Annotated in this window: 28 protein-coding genes; 22 read left to right on the top strand and 6 right to left on the bottom strand. The window is 43.1% G+C overall.

Annotated elements, in window-relative coordinates; all coding sequences use genetic code 11:
* The first annotated feature begins 3 nt into the window (after positions 1–3).
* The 13 genes from VYJ22_RS06790 to VYJ22_RS06730 all read left to right on the top strand — a co-directional run bounded on the left by VYJ22_RS06790 (position 4) and on the right by VYJ22_RS06730 (position 15,211).
* A complete protein-coding gene (locus VYJ22_RS06790) occupies positions 4–1,068 on the top strand; it encodes an agmatine deiminase family protein (RefSeq protein WP_329903143.1) in 1,065 nt (354 codons plus the stop codon).
* Positions 1,065–1,937, top strand: coding sequence for a carbon-nitrogen hydrolase (locus VYJ22_RS06785; RefSeq protein WP_329903142.1), 873 nt, complete (start codon positions 1,065–1,067; stop codon positions 1,935–1,937). The genes VYJ22_RS06790 and VYJ22_RS06785 overlap by 4 nt, the downstream gene beginning before the upstream one ends.
* 46 nt (positions 1,938–1,983) lie before the next feature.
* Positions 1,984–3,030 carry a lysylphosphatidylglycerol synthase transmembrane domain-containing protein gene (locus tag VYJ22_RS06780; RefSeq protein WP_329903140.1) on the top strand — a complete coding sequence of 349 codons (1,047 nt, stop codon included), beginning with the start codon at positions 1,984–1,986 and terminating at the stop codon, positions 3,028–3,030.
* Between the two features lie 13 nt (positions 3,031–3,043).
* Complete coding sequence (locus VYJ22_RS06775; RefSeq protein ID WP_329903138.1) at positions 3,044–4,021, top strand: GSCFA domain-containing protein; 978 nt, start codon at positions 3,044–3,046, stop codon at positions 4,019–4,021.
* Between the two features lie 36 nt (positions 4,022–4,057).
* A complete protein-coding gene (locus VYJ22_RS06770) occupies positions 4,058–6,532 on the top strand; it encodes a bifunctional UDP-N-acetylmuramoyl-tripeptide:D-alanyl-D-alanine ligase/alanine racemase (RefSeq protein WP_329903137.1) in 2,475 nt (824 codons plus the stop codon).
* Between the two features lie 63 nt (positions 6,533–6,595).
* Positions 6,596–7,426 carry an enoyl-ACP reductase FabI gene (locus tag VYJ22_RS06765; RefSeq protein ID WP_329905587.1) on the top strand — a complete coding sequence of 277 codons (831 nt, stop codon included), beginning with the start codon at positions 6,596–6,598 and terminating at the stop codon, positions 7,424–7,426.
* Between the two features lie 332 nt (positions 7,427–7,758).
* Complete coding sequence (locus VYJ22_RS06760; RefSeq protein WP_329903135.1) at positions 7,759–8,667, top strand: IS982 family transposase; 909 nt, start codon at positions 7,759–7,761, stop codon at positions 8,665–8,667.
* Positions 8,668–8,730: 63 nt separating this feature from the next.
* Positions 8,731–10,038, top strand: a complete 1,308-nt coding sequence (locus VYJ22_RS06755; protein ID WP_329903133.1) for an IS5 family transposase — start codon at positions 8,731–8,733, stop codon at positions 10,036–10,038.
* Positions 10,039–10,532: 494 nt separating this feature from the next.
* On the top strand, positions 10,533–11,891 hold the full coding sequence (locus tag VYJ22_RS06750) for a DUF7033 domain-containing protein (RefSeq protein ID WP_329903132.1): 1,359 nt from the start codon (positions 10,533–10,535) through the stop codon (positions 11,889–11,891).
* Positions 11,892–11,907: 16 nt separating this feature from the next.
* Positions 11,908–12,972, top strand: a complete 1,065-nt coding sequence (locus tag VYJ22_RS06745; protein ID WP_329903131.1) for a bifunctional 3-deoxy-7-phosphoheptulonate synthase/chorismate mutase type II — start codon at positions 11,908–11,910, stop codon at positions 12,970–12,972.
* Positions 12,969–13,409 (top strand): 2-amino-4-hydroxy-6-hydroxymethyldihydropteridine diphosphokinase, encoded by a 441-nt coding sequence (locus tag VYJ22_RS06740; RefSeq protein ID WP_329903130.1) that lies wholly within the window; start codon positions 12,969–12,971, stop codon positions 13,407–13,409. Before VYJ22_RS06745 ends, VYJ22_RS06740 begins: the two co-directional genes overlap by 4 nt.
* Before the next feature lie 37 nt (positions 13,410–13,446).
* The gene (locus tag VYJ22_RS06735; protein WP_329903129.1) at positions 13,447–14,304 is read left to right on the top strand and encodes an endonuclease/exonuclease/phosphatase family protein; all 858 of its coding nucleotides are present in this window, start codon (positions 13,447–13,449) and stop codon (positions 14,302–14,304) included.
* A 268-nt stretch (positions 14,305–14,572) separates the two neighbouring features.
* Positions 14,573–15,211, top strand: a complete 639-nt coding sequence (locus VYJ22_RS06730) for a hypothetical protein (protein WP_329903127.1) — start codon at positions 14,573–14,575, stop codon at positions 15,209–15,211.
* A 731-nt stretch (positions 15,212–15,942) separates the two neighbouring features.
* Here the strand turns inward: VYJ22_RS06730 and VYJ22_RS06720 are convergent.
* A complete protein-coding gene (locus VYJ22_RS06720; protein WP_329903125.1) occupies positions 15,943–16,071 on the bottom strand; it encodes a hypothetical protein in 129 nt (42 codons plus the stop codon).
* A gap of 168 nt (positions 16,072–16,239) precedes the next feature.
* On the opposite strand from VYJ22_RS06720, the gene VYJ22_RS06715 reads away from it, so the two are divergent.
* The 9 genes from VYJ22_RS06715 to VYJ22_RS06675 all read left to right on the top strand — a co-directional run bounded on the left by VYJ22_RS06715 (position 16,240) and on the right by VYJ22_RS06675 (position 19,922).
* Positions 16,240–16,455: a hypothetical protein gene (locus tag VYJ22_RS06715; protein ID WP_008126037.1), complete on the top strand. Its 216-nt coding sequence runs from the start codon at positions 16,240–16,242 to the stop codon at positions 16,453–16,455.
* A gap of 11 nt (positions 16,456–16,466) precedes the next feature.
* Entirely contained in the window at positions 16,467–16,688 is a 222-nt protein-coding gene (locus VYJ22_RS06710) for a hypothetical protein (protein WP_004371749.1), read from the top strand.
* Positions 16,689–16,701: 13 nt separating this feature from the next.
* The gene (locus VYJ22_RS06705; RefSeq protein ID WP_004371748.1) at positions 16,702–17,118 is read left to right on the top strand and encodes a PcfK-like family protein; all 417 of its coding nucleotides are present in this window, start codon (positions 16,702–16,704) and stop codon (positions 17,116–17,118) included.
* A complete protein-coding gene (locus tag VYJ22_RS06700) occupies positions 17,115–18,446 on the top strand; it encodes a PcfJ domain-containing protein (RefSeq protein ID WP_028900990.1) in 1,332 nt (443 codons plus the stop codon). The genes VYJ22_RS06705 and VYJ22_RS06700 overlap by 4 nt, the downstream gene beginning before the upstream one ends.
* A 24-nt stretch (positions 18,447–18,470) precedes the next feature.
* Complete coding sequence (locus tag VYJ22_RS06695; protein ID WP_004371745.1) at positions 18,471–18,728, top strand: hypothetical protein; 258 nt, start codon at positions 18,471–18,473, stop codon at positions 18,726–18,728.
* Between the two features lie 19 nt (positions 18,729–18,747).
* On the top strand, positions 18,748–18,978 hold the full coding sequence (locus VYJ22_RS06690; protein WP_004293898.1) for a DUF3873 domain-containing protein: 231 nt from the start codon (positions 18,748–18,750) through the stop codon (positions 18,976–18,978).
* Positions 18,975–19,220 carry a DUF6956 domain-containing protein gene (locus VYJ22_RS06685; protein ID WP_008126028.1) on the top strand — a complete coding sequence of 82 codons (246 nt, stop codon included), beginning with the start codon at positions 18,975–18,977 and terminating at the stop codon, positions 19,218–19,220. The genes VYJ22_RS06690 and VYJ22_RS06685 overlap by 4 nt, the downstream gene beginning before the upstream one ends.
* A 54-nt stretch (positions 19,221–19,274) precedes the next feature.
* Complete coding sequence (locus tag VYJ22_RS06680; RefSeq protein ID WP_004371741.1) at positions 19,275–19,583, top strand: hypothetical protein; 309 nt, start codon at positions 19,275–19,277, stop codon at positions 19,581–19,583.
* Positions 19,584–19,700: 117 nt separating this feature from the next.
* Complete coding sequence (locus VYJ22_RS06675) at positions 19,701–19,922, top strand: DUF7688 family protein (RefSeq protein ID WP_004371739.1); 222 nt, start codon at positions 19,701–19,703, stop codon at positions 19,920–19,922.
* Between the two features lie 51 nt (positions 19,923–19,973).
* On the opposite strand, the gene VYJ22_RS06670 is transcribed toward VYJ22_RS06675, so the two are convergent.
* Genes VYJ22_RS06670 through traN form a run of 5 tightly spaced genes read right to left on the bottom strand, consistent with a single transcriptional unit; the run spans position 19,974 to position 23,472 of the window.
* A complete protein-coding gene (locus VYJ22_RS06670; RefSeq protein ID WP_004371737.1) occupies positions 19,974–20,501 on the bottom strand; it encodes a glycoside hydrolase family protein in 528 nt (175 codons plus the stop codon).
* Positions 20,498–21,001: a DUF3872 domain-containing protein gene (locus VYJ22_RS06665; protein WP_004371735.1), complete on the bottom strand. Its 504-nt coding sequence runs from the start codon at positions 20,999–21,001 to the stop codon at positions 20,498–20,500. The genes VYJ22_RS06670 and VYJ22_RS06665 overlap by 4 nt, the downstream gene beginning before the upstream one ends.
* Entirely contained in the window at positions 20,998–21,900 is a 903-nt protein-coding gene (locus VYJ22_RS06660; protein WP_004371733.1) for a toprim domain-containing protein, read from the bottom strand. Before VYJ22_RS06660 ends, VYJ22_RS06665 begins: the two co-directional genes overlap by 4 nt.
* A gap of 7 nt (positions 21,901–21,907) precedes the next feature.
* A complete protein-coding gene (locus VYJ22_RS06655) occupies positions 21,908–22,483 on the bottom strand; it encodes a conjugal transfer protein TraO (RefSeq protein WP_004371731.1) in 576 nt (191 codons plus the stop codon).
* Positions 22,484–22,485: 2 nt separating this feature from the next.
* A complete protein-coding gene (gene traN / locus VYJ22_RS06650; RefSeq protein WP_004371730.1) occupies positions 22,486–23,472 on the bottom strand; it encodes a conjugative transposon protein TraN in 987 nt (328 codons plus the stop codon).
* Positions 23,473–23,485: the final 13 nt, after the last annotated feature.

Below are 23,485 nucleotides of genomic sequence, written 5' to 3'. Positions count from 1 at the left end.
ATAATGACTGAAAAAATAACACTGATTCCTGAATGGGAAAAACAAGATTTGATAGTGATATCATGGCCTCACAAGGGTAGCGATTGGGAATATATGCTTGATGAAGTAACAAAATGTTACCTGAATATTGCTGAGAATATCCTTGGATACGAAGATTTGCTGATACTGACTCCTGAACCTCAAGAAATAAAGACTCTATTTTCAGGCAAAGAATATCCACACGAACTATTTGTGATGGAAATGCCATCCAATGATACATGGTGCAGAGACTATGCCCCGCTATCTCTAAGAATCCGCAAAGATGATAAAGAGAGGACGGCTGTAGCCGATTACACATTCAATGGATGGGGTATGAAATTTGCATCAAATTTTGACAATCTTTTGGGACGATTACTGTACATTTCCCGAGCTTACGCCAAAGATGTGGAATATATCAACCGCTTGTTGCTCGTTTTGGAGGGAGGCTCTGTGGAATCAGACGGCATCGGCACTATACTCACAACAGAGAGTTGCCTTCTGGAGCCTAATAGGAATCCGGGATTCAGTCCTGATGAATTGACTGATATCATCCAAGAATCATTGGGAGCAGAAAGACTTCTCATTTTGAAAAACGGGATGCTGGAAGGAGACGATACTGACGGACATGTAGATACATTGGCAAGGTTTATAGACCCATGCACCATAGCCTATGTAAAATGCTATGATAATGATGATAGCCATTACCGCGATTTACAAGAGATGGAAAAGGAACTGCAAGGTTTTACGACTTCTGACGGAAAACCCTATCAGTTGATTCCATTGCCACTGCCCAAGCCTATGCATGACAGTAACGGATGCAGACTACCGGCTACATATGCTAACTTTCTTTTTGTCAATGACGCTTTATTGGTTCCTATTTACAATCAACCTGAGTATGATAAGATGACATTGGATGCCCTCAGAAATGCTTTACCGGGAAGAGAAGTCGTAGGGATAGACTGTACAGCTCTGGTGCAGCAACATGGTAGTCTGCACTGTGCCACCATGCAATTTCCCTTAGGTTTTATGAATAAAAATAAATGGAAATGAAAGTAGGAATAATACAGCAAGCTAATACATCGGATATAGAAGCAAACAAATTAAAGCTCGAAAAAAGCATAAGAGCCATAGCAGAAAAAGGAGCTGAACTCGTGGTGCTTCAAGAGCTACACAATGGACTTTACTTCTGCCAAACGGAAGATGTAGAAGTGTTTAATCAAGCTGAAACAATACCTGGTCCCAGTACTCATTATTATGGGAATATTGCGAAAGAACTGGGTATTGTAATAGTCCTTTCTCTTTTTGAGAAAAGAGCACCCGGTCTTTATCACAACACAGCCGTGGTTGTAGAAAAAGACGGATCTATTGCCGGTAAATACCGAAAGATGCATATCCCTGATGACCCCGCTTATTATGAGAAGTTTTACTTCACACCGGGAGATATTGGATTTGAACCTATACAGACTTCTGCAGGCAAGTTGGGAGTATTGGTGTGTTGGGATCAATGGTATCCCGAGGCAGCCAGACTTATGGCTCTTAAAGGAGCAGAGCTTCTTATTTACCCTACGGCCATAGGTTGGGAATCTTCTGATAAAGATGAAGAGCAGACAAGGCAGCGTGATGCGTGGCAGATAGTACAGAGAGGGCATGCTGTGGCCAATGGAGTACCTGTAATAGCTGTAAATCGTGTGGGAATGGAAGAGGATCCTTCATGCCAAACAAACGGAATCAAGTTTTGGGGACACAGTTTTATTGCAGGGCCGCAAGGAGAGATTATTGCCCAACTTGGTCTTGATGAAGAAGCATGTGTAGCAAACATTGATTTCAAAAGAACAGAAAATGTAAGACGATGGTGGCCATTCTTCCGTGATAGAAGAATTGATTATTTCGGAGATATTACAAAACGGTATATCGATTAGTAACGCTTGTGGCAAGTTCGTTGCTGCATGATAAGAAGAATATGAGATGAAAGATGCCGGACAGAAAGTAGCAGGCAACGTAAAGCACGTATGGATACCAATCCTGATAGGGCTCAGCGTAGTAGGTATTATTTTGTGGAATGAGTTTGATCCCAGTGATTTTGATACACTCGTTATTGACATACAGTTCTATGCCGGTCTGTCTGCGGCTCTTGTTTTTTTTGTCATTCAGTTTATGCTTATGACCTACAGGTTTAGGCTACTCTCATCAGAGCAGCTATCCATGAAACAGAGCTTTGAAGTAAACTCGCTTGTTGAGTTTACTTCTGCTGTAACGCCCGGAATAGTTGGCGGGAGTACTCTGCTTATCTGGTTCCTTAATCGTGAAGGACTTAATATGGGAAAATCTACAGCTATTACCATTACTTGTCTTTTTCTCGATGAATTATTTTTCAGTTTGTCCTGCGGTGTAATTTTACTTTTCACTACATTGGATGATCTTTTCAGTAATACGCCAGTACTTTATTCCGGTATTTCAATCGTCTTTTTTAGTTTGTACGTTGTAATTGTTTTATACACTGTAATGCTATATATATCACTTTTCGTCAAGCCTTCTTGGACGGCAAAAGTGCTTTTACTGTTTTTTAGTCTCCCCGGATTGAGAAAATGGAAGCATAATATTGAGATTCTAAACAAAGATCTTGAAATATGTGCCAGAGAAATGAAGCAAAAATCTTTTGCTTTTTGGATGCAGGCTTTCATGATATCCGCCGTTTCTTGGATATTCAGATATATGATCGTCAATGCCATCTTGTTTGCTTTTAATACAGGCGGTAACCAGTTATTGGCATTGGCGAGACAATTTGTTTTGTGGATATTAATGATAGTAAGCCCCACACCGGGAGGGAGCGGATTGAGTGAGTATATGTTCAAAGTATATTATGCCGATTATTTCTCATCATCAAGCATTGCCCTGATGGCAGCGGTATGCTGGCGCTTTTTTTCATATTATACCAATCTGATTATTGGCGTTTTCATTATTCCGGCATGGCTGAGGAGAAAGAAACAAACATCTATTACAGAAAAATTGTAAATTAATTTTCAAAATGGAATTTATTACCAGGGTAACTCCCGAACCAATGACCCGAAAAATCAAGTTCGGTGAACAGATGGTATTCATGGGATCATGTTTTAGTGATAATATCGGGATGTATATGTACCATAATGGATTTCGCACATTGGTAAATCCTATGGGGACATTGTACAACCCCCTTTCTATAGAACGTTGCATAAAAAAACTTCTAAAAGAGGAACTCTTTACAGCAGATGACTTGTTTGAGTACAATGATCTTTACCATAGTTTTATGCACCATGGATCATACTCAGGCATTCATAAAAAAGAAACACTTGACATGATCAATGATTCTTTTTTGAAAGGCATCAATGCTGTGCAAGAAATGGAATGGCTTTGTCTCACGTGGGGTACGGCATTCGTATACAGATACAAAGAAACAGGTGAAGTAGTGACGAATTGCCATAAGATACCCGATTATTCCTTTGAGAGAAAGCTTTGTTCGATAGAAGAATTACTACAATATTGGGAACCTCTTATACAAACCCTTATCAGCAAAAACAATGAGCTTAAGATAATCATTACTGTGAGTCCTATCAGACACCTAAAAGACGGGGCACATGGAAATCAAGTGAGTAAAGCCATATTACACCTCTTTACATACGAATTACAAAAGCAATTCCCTGATCATATTATTTACTTTCCGGCTTACGAAATCATGATGGATGAGTTGCGGGATTACAGATTCTACAAAGAAGATATGGCTCACCCATCGGATCTGGCAATAAAATACATCTCACAAAAGTTTAAGGATTGGATTATTACCCCCGAATTATACGATGCCATGACTATGCTTAGCAAAATTAAGAGTACATTTGCTCATAGACCACTACATGAGGATGACCCTAATTATATGCTTATGATGGAACAGGCTGAACATAAGCTTAAGGCACTCAAAAATAAATATCCTCTACTATACCTCAATGATGAAGAGCTGGAACAGAGACTCTAATAATAGATTATTATAAATAAATTTGGGACACACACGATGTTTACAATTGAAGGAATTGCAAATCTGCTTAAAGCCGAACATAGGCAAATATCGGAAAATATTGAGATCAAAAACTTATTGACAGACAGCAGATCTCTATCCACCGTTGATAATACGTTGTTTTTTGCTATTATCACTGACCTAGGCAACGGACATCTTTATATCCCCTATTTATACAATACAGGAGTACGTAGCTTTATTGTACAGGAAGATTATGAAATCTTTGCCAATGACTTCCCTGATGCTAATTTTATTTTGGTAAAAGATAGCGTAAAAGCTCTCCAAAAAATAGCACAAACCAAACGTGAACTCATCAATTACCCTGTTATAGGCATTACCGGGAGCAATGGCAAAACGGTAGTAAAAGAATTTATGTATCAGCTCCTTTGCCGAGATTTCAATATAGCCCGTTCACCCAAAAGCTTTAACTCTCAAATAGGTGTTCCACTATCAGTATGGCAGCTTTCCAATGAGCATAACCTTGCTATTTTCGAAGCAGGTATTTCCAAACCGGGAGAAATGATAAAGTTGGAGGGTATCATAAAACCAACGATTGGCGTTATCACCGGGATAGGCGATGCCCACCAAGAAAACTTTGAAAGTGTAGTAGAAAAACTTCGGGAAAAAATGATCCTATTCAAGGATTGTCCCACAATTATATATAATGCCGATAATCCCATGATATCAAATCTGATGCAAAGCTCAGGTTTGATAATCAATGGTGTTGGCTGGAGCAAATCTATTACAGACGCTCCTATGTTTATAAAAGATATTGAAAAAACAGATAAAGAGACTACAATTACTTTTCGCTTTATGGGATTGGAACAGTCTGTTACAATACCTTTTACAGACAACGCGTCCATTGAAAATATCATTCAATGTCTCACAGTCTTAATGGTTATTAAACCTAGTATTTTAAGTGATAGTGAAAGGTTCCAAAAACTCAAGGCTGTAGAAATGCGACTTGAAGTAAAAAATGGGTATCGAGGCAATACGATTATCAATGATGCCTATAGTAATGATTTATTATCACTGGAAATAGCCTTGGATTTTCAGAAAAGGCGCGGTCAATCTTCGTCTAATATGAAAGCTGTTATTATATCTGATATTCAGGAGTCCAATAAAAACAGCGCAGTACTTTATAAAGAATTAGCATCTACCCTAGAGCGATTTCATATAGATTATGTAATAGGTGTGGGGAAAAATATCTCTGAAAAGGCCGATTTTTTCAGAAACCTAAACGCTTCCTTTTATGAAAGTACAGAAAAGCTCCTGCTCTCACATAAAATGGATTACTTGCATAATGCTTCTATCTTGATAAAAGGTGCACGTAAATTTGCTTTTGAAAAACTGACGGAGCGTCTTGCTCAACACATGCATCAGACAATACTTGAGGTCGATCTCAATGCCATACGTGATAATGTAAATCGCTACAAGAGCATGCTTGCTAAAGGGGTCAAGATGGTATGTATGATCAAAGCTCAAGGATACGGTATAGGAGCATATCAGATAGCACGCACCCTTCAGGATATGAATATGGATTATCTGGCAGTAGCAGTAGCTGATGAAGGCAAATATCTTCGCAACAAAGGAATCAAAAGCCCTATAATAGTAATGAATCCGGAGCTTGTTACATGGGATACTCTGATTGAATACAATCTTGAACCAGAAATATACAGTCTCAATTTATTGAAAGATTTTGAGAAGGAACTAATCAGTAGAGATATCAAGAAGTATCCTATCCATATCAAGATAGACACCGGCATGCATCGTCTTGGATTTGACATCAATGAATTGGAAGCTTTGGGTGATTATCTACATTCCTCTGACAACATGAAGGTGATGAGTGTATTCAGTCATCTTGCTGCAGCTGATGATCCGTCGAAAGATGATTTCACAGACAAACAAGTAAAGATATTTGAAAAAGGGACAGAAACCTTCATCCGACATCTGGGATATACCCCTCTAAAGCATATTCTTAACACAGCCGGCATAGAACGATTTGCCACCCATCACTACGATATGGCTCGCTTAGGGATAGGTCTTTATGGATTCAGCCCTGTTACCAATCAGGCGTTTAATCCTATTGCGACTTTATCAACAACAATACTTCAGATAAAAACGGTGCCAGCCGGTGATACGATCGGCTATGGTTGTAAAGGTAAACTCACTCGTGATAGCAAAATAGCCATTATACCCATAGGCTATGCCGATGGATTTAGCAGGAAATTGGGCAATGGAAATTATTTCATAATCATAAATGGTATTCCCTGCCCCACTATTGGTAATATATGTATGGATACCTGCATGATAGATGTAACGGATACTAATGTAAACGAAGGCGACCGAATTGTTCTTTTCGGGACATCAGATATGCCTCTATATCGCATGGCTGATGCTATGAGTACCATTCCTTACGAAATACTCACCAATCTATCCTCTCGCATACAACGAATATATTATCAGGAATAGGGTTGGTTGGTACAAATAGTTATCTTTGTAATTCAGATTTTTAAATTTAAACACATATACATGATGAGTCATAATTTATTAGCAGGCAAAAGAGGTATTATCTTTGGAGCGCTCAATGACCAGTCTATCGCTTGGAAAGTTGCTGAACGAGCTGTAGAAGAAGGAGCTATCATTACACTGAGTAATACCGCAGTAGCCGTTCGCATGGGACAAGTAAACGGGTTGGCTGAAAAGTTGGACGTAGAGGTGATCCCGGCAGATGCAACAAGTGTGGAAGATTTAGAACAAGTTTTTGCAAAATCAGTAGAGATCCTTGGTGGCAAAATTGATTTTGTACTACACTCCATAGGCATGAGCCCCAATGTAAGAAAAGGACGCACATATGATGATCTGGATTACAAAATGCTCAATACTACACTGGATATATCCGCTATTTCTTTTCACAAAATGCTTCAGGTAGCGAAAAAACAAGACGCCATAGCTCAAGGTGGCTCTGTAGTGGCACTCACTTATATAGCAGCCCAACGCACGTTCCTAGGCTACGGAGATATGGCAGACGCCAAAAGTTTGTTGGAGTCTATAACACGTAGTTTCGGATACTATTATGGCAGAGAAAAAGGCGTACGTATCAATACTGTATCGCAATCCCCTACCGTCACAACGGCAGGAAGTGGTGTCAAAGGCATGAGTGATCTTCTTGACTTTGCTGAAGATCTATCACCTCTGGGCAATGCCAATGCGGATGATTGTGCAGATTACTGTATCACTCTATTCAGTGATCTTACTCGGAAAATTACGATGCAAAATCTTTTCAATGACGGAGGGTTTAGTAGTATGGGTATGAGTCTCGAAGCTATTGAAAACTTTGCTCGTGGGAGAGAAAACAAGAAGTAATTAACATACGTCCTTACTCGACAATTGATTATCATCTAAAATCAATTATATGATCTTAACCCTCTGGTATCTTTTTGAAGAAATCAGAGGGTTGTTCTTTGTATGTAGTCGCCCCTTAAAATCGCGTTTATTTTCTGATATACAGCGAATTACATTCTTGTACTCTTTGATAAATCTACGTGAGTTCGATATAAGGGATAATAGGAATAATAGAGTTTACAAGGTGTTGTAAATCAGTGTAATTTCTTATGTATTTCATTGCAAAAGTGGTGAATTATTTGTATCTTAGTAGTTGACAATCAATAAGATATAAACAAACAAAACACCACTTTATGAAAACAAATATAGTTGAAATTTTCTGTCTTACCGATGATTTTTCCAAACTTTTCGATACCTTGATTCAGCAAAGAACCCTTTGCGAAGGAAACAAAAAGCGAAGAAATCGCAAGTTTAGGATGTCCGATGCTGAAATCATGACTATTCTGATTCTTTTCCATCATTCGAGGTATCGCGATTTTAAGTCCTTTTATCTTCAATATATTACGCAACAATGTCATTCGGATTTTCCTTCGTTGGTCTCTTACAATCGTTTTGTGGAATTACAAAGCAAGGTGGCATTCAAACTAATTTCATTTCTCAATATGTGTTGTCTGGGCGAATGCACCGGTATCTCATTCATTGATTCCACACCTTTACGCACCTGCCATATCAAGCGGGCACACGGGCATAAGACCATGAAAGGATGGGCCCAAAAGGGCAAATGCAGTATGGGATGGTTCTATGGTTTCAAACTACATATTGTGATTAACGACCGGGGTGAAATCATTCAATATCAAATCACACCGGGGAATACGGATGACCGTGCTCCACTTAAAGGCGGAACCTTCACGAAGAAACTATTCGGCAAACTTGTTGCCGACAGAGGATACATCTCACAAAGTCTTTTCGATAAGCTCTTCATTGACGACATACACATGATTACGAAGATAAAGAAAAACATGAAAAACACTCTGATGAGCCTGTATGATAGGATATTACTCAGAAAAAGAGCACTTGTGGAAACCGTTAATGATCTACTCAAAAACGTTTGTCAAATAGAGCATACACGACATAGAAGCGTCAATAATTTCGCCATTAATTTGATTGCCGGCATAATTGCCTACAATCTGCTACCCAAAAAGCCGGAATTAAACCTCGAAATCATACACAATCCATCAACCCACTTAGTACACCACGCTTAGACCGAACTCACGTTAAATCTGCAAGTTTTTGTATCTTTGGATGTAGAAACTTGCAGATTTTTTATGATACGCCCTACTCAAACAGTTCAATCTCTATTCTCTTCGCTGGACGATTTGCTTAACCAGCAACATCCTCTGTATAAACTTTCCCATAAAATCGATTGGAAAAGGTTCGAAGAGGATTTTTCTTCCTTGTATTGCCCTGACAATGGTCGTCCCGGTAAGCCTATTCGTTTAATGTGTGGTCTTTTAATTCTGAAGCATTTGCGTAATATTTCAGATGAATCTGTTGTAGAACAATGGAGTGAGAACGCTTATTTTCAATATTTTTGTGGCATGCAGGAGTTTACTCCTTCCTTTCCCTGCAATGCCTCGGAACTGGTTCACTTCCGCAAACGTATCGGCGAAAGAGGGATAGAGCTTATTCTTGCAGAAAGTATTCGTGTGAATGATGACAAAAATGAGAAGGATCACCACGATACCGCTTTTATAGACTCCACCGTGCAGGAAAAGAATGTGACTTATCCTACAGATGCCAAGTTGCATAAGAAGATAGTAGGCAAGGTTCTCAAAATCGTAAGGGCTCTCAATCTACCCATTCGTCAAAGCTATACTTTCGTATTGAAAAGAATTTATCGGGATCAACGTTTTCGCAACCATCCCAAGAACCGTAAGAAAGCTCTTAAAGCGGATAAACGGTTACGAACAATAGCGGGACGTTTGGTTCGGGAACTTAAACGAAACCTGGGTAATAACAGGGAGTACGACAAACTCATTTCCCTCTTTGAAAGGATTCTTTCGCAACGGCGTAATTCCACTCAAAAGATTTATTCTATTCATGAACCGGATGTTCAATGCATCAGTAAAGGTAAGGAGCACAAAAAATATGAGTTTGGAAACAAAGTCTCGATTATACGCTCCATGACGGGAGTGATTTTGGGAGCCTCTTCTTTCCGTAATGAGTACGACGGACATACCATAGAGCAAAGCCTCGATCAGGTGAAGAGACTCACGGGAGAAAGGATTAAGAAACTGGCCGGAGATAGAGGTTACCGTGGGAAAAAAGAAATAAACGGTACGCAAATATTGATTCCTGACACTCCAAAAGCTAAAGACAGTTATTATCAACGTAAAAAGAAGCATCGACTTTTCTGCAAGCGTGCAGGAATAGAACCAACTATCGGACATTTGAAGTCAGATTATCGCTTAGGACGTAACTTTTACAAAGGGCTCTTCGGGGATGCTATCAATGTAATGTTAGCTGCTGCTGCATATAACTTCAAAAGAGCCATGAAGCTTCTTTTGTACCTAATAAACAAAATCAGCGAAACACTCCCAATGGAGAGGATTTCGCTGAAATGTGCTTTTTAAGGGACGACTATGTAGAATCCACAGCTTCACGGTTCCGTGGCATTACGATCATAAACTTTTATCATAAAATTTATTATTTTGCCAAACTGCCAATGAGCCTCTTCTGTATCACAGTTAAAACACAAATCTGTTTTAGTTAAAACACTTTTGTATTACAGTTAAAACACCAAAACATTACAGTTAAGATACGATCGTATTTTAACTGTAATGTTTTGGTCATTTCAGCAATTGCTCCACTGCCACCTCTCAAGCATCATCAGAACAATCACATAAATATTTATAATACTCTTGTTATTGAATGACAATCAATAATAAATTCGTAATCGTAAAAAGATGATATCATACCCATAAGACTCATGAACATCAACATTTCAATACTATTATGGAAGCTTTGCATATAGTTGCATGATGTATATATATCATATTCTTTTGTTTTTTAAGAGTGTTCGACCACAAAGCTGTATATTTGTATGGATAATTAATTTGAGTTCAATATGGTCAGTGGTGAAGTCATTTCTTATGTAATAAATTTTATAGTAGGTGCCCCATTAGGAAACAAACGGATGCCTGATAGTATCATTGGCTATACCTCAGATGAAGAAAAGATATCTCAATACCCCATTATCATAAAACCATCTGGTTTTTTCGAATTGGGGATTTACGGTAGCCCTGCTTCATACCCCATAACTCCCCTATCGAGCTGGCATGGGATACCACTGCTGTATGGAGAGGAGAAAGAAGAGATTTACATAGATCAAAAAGGTGTATCACACCTTATAATTCATGCTGACATAATAGCCTCGGCTTATTTCCTCATAAGTAGGTATGAAGAGATGTTCAAGAGGAATGAGCGTGACCATCTGGGGCGGTTCCCGGGGAAAAGCAGCCTGCCATTCAATCAAGAATTCATCCACAGACCTATCGCAGACGAATATGGCAAAGCTCTAAGATCAATATTGGCCGATGCAGGTTTTAAATTCACACCTCCTACTCAACCTCTATTTTCAGGAGTCAATTTTCTCCACAGCATCAACCGAATGTATGAATATACAGGTGTAAAAGATTTCTTGAAACTTCTGTTCATAGAGCGAAAGCCCCCACTCAAAGCTTTTCATCTTACTTTTTCCAATAAGAAAAAAGATCCGTTTTACACTTTTCCTAGATTTGTCGATTGGGAGAATGATATACGTAAGACCTGTACAAGTCTTCAAAATATCAAAACCCTTTTTTTCCTCAAAACACCCGGGGCAAGGAAGGAAGATCGTCCACATTATAAACTAACTAACATAAGGATGCGCAACTTCTGGACGATTGTAAGGAAAAATAAGGTAAAGATAGGCTTACTCTGCAATTACTCTATTTGCCTCTATCCGGATCAAGTGAAGTATGCTCGCAAATATCTTTATTATTTTACCCGATTCGGTATCAATATCAGTATGAACTATGAGTTATGTGCCCGCGAACCGGAAGATATGGTATCTGTACTCAACTCAGGCATAAAGCATGAATTTTCATTGGGGTACTATGATGTACCTGGCTTCCGTCTAGGGACTTCGCGCCCCGTAAAATTTATAAATCCTAATACAGGGATCCTGTATGATCTCATACAACATCCACTTTGTATCTATGACAAGAGCATCACACAAGATCTAAAAGATGACTATGACAATGCTCACCAGAAATGTATAGAGATATTGAATAATATTGCAGCCAACAACGGTGAGCTAAACATACATTTCAGTAACGAATACCTATCCAAAGATGTACACCCTTTGCACTCCCGTCTATATCGTGACTTACTCAGGCATATAGCGGAACTCGAAGAAAACTATATTATAAATAATAATCAATAGAAAATATTACACAGACATGACATTTGATCCCTTAAGATCAGTTCATTCGACAGCATACCCCTTTATCGTTATAGCCGGGCCTTGCAGTGCCGAGACAGAAAACCAAGTAATGGAAGCCGCCCGTGCACTCAAACGCCATCATATCGATATCTTTCGAGCCAGTTTATGGAAACCCCGAACCAAGCCGGGAGGATTTGAAGGCGTAGGTAGTAAAGGTATTCCATGGCTATTGAGAGTACGAGATGAATTGGGAATGAAAGTGGCTACAGAGGTCGCTACCCGAGCACATGTAGAAGAAATCATCCGTGCTAACATTGATATTATATGGATAGGAGCTCGCACTACTTCGAGCCCTTTTGCCATGGCAGAGATTGCAGATGCACTAAGGGGACATCATAATATCACTGTGTTCATAAAGAACCCTATCAATCCTGACATAGAATTATGGATAGGAGCCATAGAACGCCTCAGGGAGGCAGGCATCAACAAAATAGGAGCTATTCACAGGGGGTTCAGTACCTATGGGCAAAGTGTCTACCGAAATCCTCCTCACTGGCAAATACCTATTGAACTGAAAAGACGCTACCCAACCCTCACTCTTATAGGAGATCCAAGCCATATTACAGGAAAAAGAGAGCTGGTAGCAGAAGTATGCCAAACTTCACTTGACATGCACTATGACGGACTTATCGTAGAGTCGCACTGCCATCCTGCAGAAGCCCAAAGTGATAGTCGCCAACAGATAACACCTGATGAGTTGGGTGATATACTTACACAACTCAAAGTCCATAAACGTGGTGATGATAATAGCTTTCTGCTCGAGGCTTGGCGAAAGCAAATAGATCAAATAGATGAACAACTCATAGAGTTATTGTCTGACAGGATGGTATTGGCAGAAATGATAGGGGACTTTAAGGCTAATCATAATTTATGTATTGTACAGCCTCCTCGCTACAAAGACATGTTGGAAAAAAGAATGGCCAAAGGGGGCTCTACCGGTCTTGATGCCTCTTTCATCAAAGATATCTTTAGTACTATACATGAGCAATCGGTGCTGATACAACAAAGTAAAAAGAAATGAAACATCTCAATACATTTGTTATGAGCATGGGGAGTAATGAAAATAGCGCAATGAATTTTTTACGGGCAAAGAAACTTCTGGATCGATGGTTGCCCAATCTCTCCTACTCCACGCCTATGACAAGTTGTGCGTATGGCTACCCTGACGATGCAAATCCATTTAAAGACATTATAATTATAGGGTACACTTCTTTGAGCCGACAGTCCCTTGGTAAAAGACTTAAAGAAATTGAAACTCTTTGTGGCAGAAAACGCAATGACTTTAAGAGTAATGCATACTGTAAACCCATGCCTATCGACATAGATATACTTATATGGAATGGTATACCTGTAAAGATAAAAGATCTGCATAGACCCTATGTAATCAAGGGATTACATAGCTTGGGTATAAAACAATATGACAAACTGATTGAATACATCACAATGAAATATGCCTAAATTAGGTTTTATTTACTAAAAAAAGAGAAAAAGACTTATGAACTTAAAATCATTGATTGCCGGACTTGCTATCACGGCAATAGGTTGCACTTATTGTGCTGCGGCTATCCCATTGAAAGTGATGACTTATAACATCCGTTATAAAAATGATCATGACAAAGGGGACAATAATTGGGAAAAAAGAAAAGGGTATGTGGCATCTATGATCAATCTTTTTTCGCCCGATATTATAGGTTTGCAAGAAGTTCTCTATCCACAACTATTGTTCATGGAAAAAGCTTTGGCTTGTAATCTGTACGGCGTAGGAAGAGAAGATGGCAAGACTGAGGGAGAATATAGTCCTGTAGGAATAAGAAATAAAAGCTGGACTGTAGTAAAGAAAGGATACTTTTGGCTTTCTGAAAATCCGAATAAACCGGGCAAAGGCTGGGATGCGGCATGTGAAAGAATAGCAACATGGAATGTATTGAAAAATAAGATTAGCGGAAAAGAAATATTCTTCATGAATACTCATCTTGACCACGAGGGCAAAACTGCTAGACACAACTCTGCACTTTTATTGCTCAAAAAGATAAATGAACTCGCAGGCAAAAGACCTGTAATCCTGTGTGGCGATTTCAATTCGATTCCTGATGATGATGTTATCAAAACAATCACTGATAAAAACAATCCATCACACCTGAGAGATTGCAGAATTGAGGCTGAAAACGGGATATTGAGCCCGGGATGGAGTTATCAGGAATTTGGGCGCATACCGGGAAAAGAAGTACTCATAGATTATATTTTTGTTAGAGGAAATATTGACGTAAAAGACTACATGGTATGTGATGTAAAATTTCATGGTAACTACCCTTCTGACCACTGCCCTGTCATCGTCAATCTCGAAATCAAGTAATTTGACTTGATTATATGTCCCAAAAACAATTATTATTGATATCCATATCGATGATCTCATGGAGCTCGATTGTCATTTGCTCCATATTTTTTTTACCGATGTGGATATCAATAGTTGTATTGGGCATCCTCGGATTTGAGTTCATCCTTATCCTCATCGCATATCTTATGGCCTCATCTACAACCCGGGCTTTTCTTGCTTATAATTTTAGTAGATGTTTTGGTGATTCCTCTTATATATTGTCATTTGCTCCATATTTTTTTTACCGATGTGGATATCAATAGTTGTATTGGGCATCCTCGGATTTGAGTTCATCCTTATCCTCATCGCATATCTTATGGCCTCATCTACAACCCGGGCTTTTCTTGCTTATAATTTTAGTAGATGTTTTGGTGATTCCTCTTATATTATGTGGCTACGTTGGACATGGGAGATAATTCAAACTCATTTAGGATTGGGTTACGGTCTTGTATTTATTATTTGTCACAGACATGCGAGGCTAACATGGGCATATGGTGTGACATGGATTATTCAAGACAAAAGTTCGAAATACAATGGTATTAGCTTAGGCTCTAATATTATCCTCAATTTACCTTACGACCAACCTTTTATGACCCCTTCCAAAATATGCTCTGACTATCTGTTTATGCATGAATACGGTCACAGCTTCGATAGTCACAGATGGGGGCCTTTGTATCTAATAGTAATAGGATTGCCAAGCCTTGTAAGCATTATGTATTCACAAAAACCTATCGCCGAAGGAGTGACAATGCATGACTTCAGATGGTTTGAGATCAATGCCAACAAGCATGCAGCCAAGTTTTTCAGCAAGTATGGAGTAGTATGGAACGGCAAGCACTTTCCTGTGTTATCTCTAAATGAATGGCTGAGATATTATTCGAAGTAAAAATGTATCTTTGTTAAATGAAGTTACGAAAAGAGTGTAATTTATTGGAAATGAGCGTTGGTTAATCGCTCTTGATAGTAATAGGTTACGATTTAGTTAGTTATCTACTGCATTATCCTTCTGCGCGTTGCGTAACCTTCAAAGAACTCTTCGTATGCAAAAGTAGCTATTTAATCCGAGATTTTGATATAAACTCCCAGATTTTTATCCCCTCATTCATAAGATTTTTCCGTAAAAGCGGTATTATCCGTCGGCACACCATTGCCCAAAACGAGTTTGGAACAAACGTGTGCCAACTACCGCATAGCCGGAGAAAAGGGCATTGCCTCACGCCTAAACGATGTTTAGACAGATGAAGCAATGCCCCTTTCTTTTGCGCCTATGCCAAGAGGTGCTTTTACGGGTTTTCAGATGATTTTTTTTTTTCGCTGTCCCTTTTGCCGGAAGCGGAAAGTGAATGCAGAGTGTGTCCGCCTGCCCCATGAATGAAACAGGTAGCCACACACAGCGGGCAATCCGGGAAGAATGATTGTTGTCGCCCGGCTGGACAAGTCCTGTCGGATCGGAAAACAATCATACTTCCTTTGTAGTGGTTTGCCCTTTTCACGCTTCCGGTGATGTCTTTTTCCTTTTGGTGATTCCTTTTTTACGGATTTTTCCCTGAAGTTTTTTCTACCCAATCAGCCTCTGTTTTCGTTTACCTCCATTTTTGCGCCTTTCAGTGAGCCGCATCAGGCAGTCATTTCCGTTCTGGGCGCAAAGGTAATTCCGGGATTGGACGGGAAAGCAAGGTCAAGCCTCCTGTTTTCGGTAAAAATCTCCAGCCCTGCGGGTAGTATTTTGACCGAAAAACCTTGCATTCCCTAATCCCTACCTTTTCAAGCACCCGAAACGAAAACGACCGATGCGACAGAAAGACGCATAAAAAAAATGTCGGATAAACGAGAGGCAGATAAGATAGTTTGAAACTCAACTCCCTCAGCTCTTGAATCCGCATAAAAAACAAAAAAATCAAAAACAGCGAAGATATGACAGCAACGGCAAATTTCAGACAAGTGGCGCAATACATCGGGTTGGCGATATGCGGCTTGATGATGCGCACCGCCTTCGGGGTGTTCGGCATCCTTTGGGGCATCATCAGAGAGATTGTAAACGGAGTGTTCCGAGTGGCGATAGGTGTAATCGTGGCTATCCTTTTCACCATTGCCTTCTTCGGCTTCATCCTTTGGTTATTCACCCTTTAACCCTTACCGACATGGCAAAGAGAAACTGCAAGACGGTAGCGCAGCAGTGCAAATATTACGAGGTGGACAACATCTTCGTGTATATGGTGGAAACGTACATCAACGGCAATTTTAGCACTTTCCGAAGATTGTACCACGAACTGAACAAGGACGCACGGAGGGACTTCATGGACTTCCTTCTCAGCGAGGTAGAGCCGACCTATTGGAGAGAGATACTTAAACAGACAATCTAAAAACGACAGCGATATGAAAGGAACAGACCATTTCAAAAGAACGATACAAATGTATCTGGAACAGCGGGCGGAGGAAGATACGCTCTTTGCGAAGAAGTACCGCAACCCTGCCAAAAACATAGACGAGTGTGTGACCCACATTCTGAACTATGTGCAGAAAAGCGGTTGCAGCGGCTTCACGGACGGAGAGATATTCGGGCAAGTCATCCACTACTATGAGGAAAACGAGATAGAGGTGGGCAAACCTATGAACTGCCAAGTGGTGGTGAACCATGTTGTGGAACTCACGGAAGAGGAAAAGGCGGAGGCACGTCAGAATGCAGTCCGCAGATACCAAGAGGAGGAACTCCGCAAGTTGCAGAACCGCAACAGACCGTCAGCGAGAAAAGAAACCCACCCCCAACCCTCATTATTTGATTTAGGCTTATGAAACCGAAGACCAAGATACAGAAAGAGGTGGCAAGACTTTCAGCCAACCTCCGCCCCATATCAACGACACAAATTGAATGGGCATACCGCCACTGCATTGAACATATAGGCTACCGCACCAAGAAAGGGAACATCACCTGCTCCGACTGCGGTCACGAGTGGCACAGCGACAGCGTACTGTGCGACACCCTTGAAGGTTGCACCTGCCCCAAATGCCATGCCGAACTCAAAGTGCAGGACACACGCAAACGTATCTACAAGGAAACGCAGTATTTCAGCGTGATAACCACCTGCAAAGGCTATCAGGTAATCCGTGTGGCGCAGGTCAGATGCGAGAGCAGGAAAGGCGAGCCGATGCACTTCTATTGCCACGAGGTTGTGCAGCGTTGGATTTCACCCGACGGTAAGGTTACGGACATGGCGTTGCTCCGTGGCTTCACATTCTGTTACTGCGATGTATGGGCATTGTGCAGCGCGATGGAGATAAGACCGCACAACAGCCTATACGATGATGTTGTGGCAAGAAGCTGTGCATATCCCAAAATGAGGGTATTACCCCAACTCAGACGCAACGGCTTCAAGGGCGATTTCCACGGCATTTCCCCCGTGCGTCTTTTCAAAGCCTTGCTTTCAGACCCAAGAATTGAAACCCTTATGAAAGGCGGTGAGATTGAGGTTATGAAACACTTTCTTTTCAATGCCCGTACTGCCGATGAATGCTGGGCATCATATCTGATTGCCAAGCGTCACAAGTATCTGATAGACAACTTCTCCATGTGGTGCGACTATCTGCGTATGCTCAACAAACTCGGTCAAGACCTCCGCAACCCGAAGAACATCTGCCCCGAAGATTTCATGGCGGCACACGACAACGCAACCCGAAAGATTGAAACCATACACGAGAAGGAACGAGCCGAGCAACGCCGCCGCTGGGAGATTGAAAGGCGTGAGCGTGAGCAACAGCGGCAACTGCAAAGGGAAAAAGATGCGGAGGATTTCATCGCCAACAAATCCAAATTCTTCGGATTGGTAATCACGGACGAGGAAATAATCATCAAGGTGCTTGAAAGTATAGACGAGTATTACAGCGAGGGCAAGGCACAGAACATCTGCGTGTTCGGCAGTGAATACTACAAGAAAGCCGACACCCTCATACTCTCGGCAAGGATTGGCGGTGAGATAATTGAAACCGTAGAGGTGGATTTGCGGACACTCAAGGTGGTGCAGTGCCACGGCAAGTACAACCAAGACACCGAATACCACGAGCGCATCATAGACCTTGTGAATAAGAACGCCAACCTTATCCGTGAGCGGATGAAAGTGGCATAGCATCAACCCTAAAACAACATTGATATGGAAGTAAGAATTGAAAGCATGATTTGTGTGTGGGACGATAAAATCCCTGCATTGTTCCTTGAATTTGTAAACCTCCTCACTCTCACAACGAGTGAGGGGGAATTGAGAAAGAGCGTAAAGGAGTTTGCCGAGAAGCACGAACTTGACAAGTTCTTCCTTTACGGCTTCGGCTCACACCATTTCTACCTGCACCAACGCTACACGAGCAACCCCGAAATGGTGATGAAGAACAGAGTTCTGTCAGTACATTTTTAACCATCTAAAAAGCAACATTATGGCAACACGAATGACCATCAACGGAGTAAGTACCTGCACGGAAGCAGGTACGGAGAAATACGAGCGTTTCCAATCGGGTATCGGCAGACGCAGGCGGACACTTGTGCAATACGACTACCGCCACACGGACGGAGAATTGTTCGCTTGTGTAAAAACCACATTGGACGAGTGCCGAACCGCAAGGGACAAGTGGCTGAACGCAAAGCAGGGAAAGGAGGGCAACCGATGAACACGACCTATCAAACGCTGATAGTCAAATTCAGCGAACCTATCACGGCATTGGACGGTATCTTTGACGATGCCCAAGCGTGGGGAACTGACACCCTCAAAGGGTGGATAGATGATTACGAAAGCACACGTTTCACCGCCACCGACAGCCATACGGCAGTCATCACGAGCGAGTATAATATGGAATGTGTGAAAGAGTGGCTGCAACGGCAGACACCCATTGCCGAGATGCGAGAATTTTGAACAAGTTGGCGGTGCGGACACCGCCAACACTTAAAACCCTAAAAACAACGGTTAATGATAGCACAGACGATATTACAGCAGATAGGCGGAAGAAGATTTACCGCCATGACGGGTAGCCGTGATTTCATCGACATGGGCAACGGCTTACGGATGAGCCTTACACGGAACAAGACAAGTGCCAACCGCCTTGACATCATCTATGATGCGGGGGCAGACCTCTACAATATGCGGTTCTACCGCAGGACATTCAGCAAAAAGACTTTCGAGTGCAAGGAAAAGTACATTGCCGTACACGAGGGCATCTATTTTGATATGCTGGAAGAAATATTCACGATGGTGACGGGACTTTACACACGCTTTTGAGTTGCGGCGGCGAGAGCCGCCCTACTTTCTTTCGGTGAGCATGATGGCGGACAAAGAAAGTAGCAAAGAAACCTCTGTGCCAATCTGCGATATTATTCACAAAAACAAGTTTTTATTATGGAAACAATCAGGCAGGACGGAAAAATCATCTTGCACGGCAACGACGGCATAAGCATAAAGATGATTTTCAAAAACCTTACGGGAAAGAATTTTCAAGGTAGGGAGTATGCGGACTATATCCGTCACATCGCAATCGGGAGCATGGGATTTACACCCGGAAGCATCGAATTTTGCAGGGATGGTGACGTGATAGATACGGGTACAATCCCGAATGTATGAAAAGCGGAAAATCCGATGAAGTTGGCGGCTTCATCGGATTTTCATTTACAGTCACGGGATATACAGCAGTGCAAACTCCGCCTTTCTCCGTTTGAGCAGCATGGCGTGGCGTTTTCCTTTGTAGTTGCAGAAGGCTACATACTCCCGGTAGATGTTCCTGTCGCCAGCCTCCAGCTTCTTTATCAAGGTGCTTTTAGGGATTGTCTTGCTACCCAAAAGCCGGTATGGACCCACGTTGTAAGCAAGCGTGGCAAGTAAAAGACTATCCTTCCCGAACTGCCGGAACATCGCGCAGAACTTCCGCAGGTCTTTCCGCAGGAGCGCGTCCGCCTGCCGCTTCGTCATGGTTCGTGCCGAGTACCTTTCGCCCGGCAAAATCTTGTGACCCCAACCCACGTATGGGTGGTGCTTTTCCGAGTGCCATCCCTCAAAATACTTCGTGCATCGTACCGCCCTCTCGAATAGAGACAGCCGGTAGATTGCCGCCTGCCCGTCCGTTCCCTCTTGGCGGCTGATCTGTGCGGACACAAAACAGACCGTCAGAAGCGAACAGAGCATTGTCATGAATACACGCATCATTTTAGCAAGGGGCTGAAGTTGCCGATGGGAACGATGGTCAAACCGTCATCCTTTGCATTCCGGTTGTTGAAGTCAAATTCCAACTCGAAAGAGTTGCCGAAGTTGTCCTCCACCACCACAATAAAGTTGTGCGCCTCTTCGCCCTCCGCCGTGTAGTACAGGCGGAACTTTTCGTTCTCCAGCAGGTAGCGGTCGTTAGGCAGGAAGGTGATGCCGTTATCCATTTTCAACTTTCCTTCTCCCTCAAACTGAAAATAGCGGATGGTGTAAAGCGTGTTAGCGAAGTCGCCCTCCTTTTTCAGCTCACAGCGGATTTCCACCGTCTGCCCCTTCGTCACCTTGTTCGGCACGGGCATGACCTCCACCGTGAAGGGATAGGACTGCTGGATGTCCATGTCGTCATCGCACGACACGATGGTGAATGACACAGCGGCTATCAGGCATAACGCCACCACCTTAAAGATATTTGTTCTCTTGTTTCTGTTGTTCAGTATGTTCATTTTTCTTCGATTTTTAGATGGTTGTTTTTCTGTTTTTTCGTTGTCTGTTGCAGATACTCGTTCAAGTCCTTGCAACCGCCATAGAGGGAGGAACGGTCGGCGACATGCGCCCCATACCGTTTGGCAAGAGCGTCAAGCGTCCGCCGTCCGGCTTCGTCACGGTCAAGGAAGCATCCGATGCGCCCGTAGCCGTCCAGCAATCCCGCCGCCTTCTCCACGTTGGCGACAGAGTTCAGTACAAGGCAGTCAGCGTTACCGGTTACGCCAAGCGTCACGGCGGAGAGAAAGTCCATGAAGCCCTCAAACACGAGGCACTCGTCAGCCGGGATTTCCTTCGTCCTTGCCAAAGACACATCTTTTGGCGGGATGCACCCCTTGAAATATCGGCTTCGGACTTCATATCCACCTGCCATATTCAGGAAACCGACAGCGAAATACCGTTTTCCACGCACACTGTAGTTCAGGCGGCAACAGTGGCGGGATGCTACTCCGATTGGTATGCCTCGTTCCTCTAAATACTCCGTCAGCGGTGAACGAAACAGCGGAGCGACCTCCACATCCTCAAAGACAGGTTCGGTCGGCTTCGGGAGATAGGCGGGCTTTTCCCATCCGGCAACCGTCATATTGGCGGCTTCCGCTATGAACTTCGCTTGCTTCATGAAGTCATCGCTTTGCAGAAACTCCCCGGCAAGCGTGAAGATGTCACCGCCCTTGCCCAAACCGAAGTCGTACCAAAGCTGTTTCGCCACGTTCACACGGAAAGAGGGGGTGCGCTCGCCCCTGTACGGGGCGATATACCACAGCTCGTTACCGCTCCTTCTGACAGGCTCATGCCCCAACCGTGCGAGAAAATCCGCAAGCGGCATCCTTCTGATAGCATCTATTTCCGTCCGTTCCATGCCCGTGTCAGTTGATGATGAACTTGACGCCGACCCCGAACTGCGTGTGGAACTTCCGCGTGTCGCCACCCCACAGGCAACGCTCACGCAGGTTGGCAAGCAGGGCGATACGGTCTGTCACGTAGCACTCCACATCGAGCGTCAGCGCACCGCCGTAGATGAAGGCGTCCCGGTCGTGCAGCGTGGAGCCGTCATGCAGCACCTTATTCCCCCAATTCACCGATTCATATCCGGCGAGAGCCGAAGCCCCGGCATAGACGAACACGATTTTTCGGGCGTCCGACAGTATCTTGAAGTAATATCCGCCCTCCGCCGTGAACTGCGCCACGGGTATCTTGGTATCCTTGTAGGGATTGTTTTTCAGGAGGTATTCGCCACCGAACACCCACTTGTTCCCCCTCTTCGTGTAAGTGGAGAGAGCCGCCCCGAAACTGTACCCGCCGTCCTTGCCGCCGGGATTGAAGCCGTCCGCCATGTCCGCCCTCACCTCGATGCCCTGCATCTTCGGCAGACACCGCTGGGCGTGCGCCTGCCCTGTAAAAAGGGCAAGCGACGCGATGATTATTGCGATGTACTTTCTCATGGTCAGCGCACTTGAAGTTCGTTGATGGTACCCGCACGTACCAAATCCTCGTTCTCAATCACGAAGGACTGGTGACGGCCGCCGTTCTTCTCGTTCAGCTCCACCACGAGGCACTTGTCATCGGGGATGGTGAACTTCGCCATCGTGAAGACCGTGCGCTCGCTCTTTTTGCCCGGCACGAGGGTGGCGTAGTTCTGCGCGCGGAGCGGCAGGATGATCTGCTCCTGCACGGCGGTACGCTTCGCCACCTTCTTGTCCACGATTTTCCAAGTGATGTAGTCCACATCGAAAGGCACGTTGCTCTGGTTCTTTATCTCCGTGTGGAAATAGAGCAATCCGTTGTGCGTGTAGATGCCTTTGAGAAGATACTGGATGCCGAAACGCTTGCAGCCGATATGCTTCACCTCGCGCTTGTTCTGTTTGTGGATGGACTTCATGATAAGTCGCACCAGCATCGGGCTTTCGCTGCCCAGCTCTTTCAGATAGATTTCCTGTGCGTTATTCGGGCGGTTCACCGTGCTGCCGTCATGGATGAAGTCGCACATCTCCACATTGAGCAACAGCGGTTCGGCGGCGTACTTCACGTTGAAGGTGTAGAAACTGCCGTCCTCCGTGATGACGGACATATTCGTTTCGTTGGGAAAATTCCTTACGGTAGCCTTCACGCGGATGACGTTCTCCGCTCCGTCGGCTTTCCCGGCAATCAGGTCGGGCGAGCCTAAATCGACATAGCGCACCTCCGCCGGAAAAATGACGTGGACGGTCTTGTCGTAGGTCACTTCCAGACCGTGCGGCGGTATCATGCGGTCGAAGGTCAGCTTGCGCGACAGACCGTGATACAGGTCTCCGTCCGCCTCCTTCTGCGGATAGACCTCCTTCGTCAAGGTCGGCTGTTCACTTCCGTTGGTCGTTTCAACGGTTACATTCTCCTGCGCGTTGGCAGTTGCGATGCCCATAGCGAGGGCAAACATGATGATTACTTTTCTCATTACTTTTGGATTT

The sequence above is a fragment of the Porphyromonas pogonae genome (genome assembly GCF_036320655.1).
Lineage (GTDB): Bacteria > Bacteroidota > Bacteroidia > Bacteroidales > Porphyromonadaceae > Porphyromonas > Porphyromonas pogonae.
This window is presented reverse-complemented; position numbering and strand designations above follow the sequence as displayed.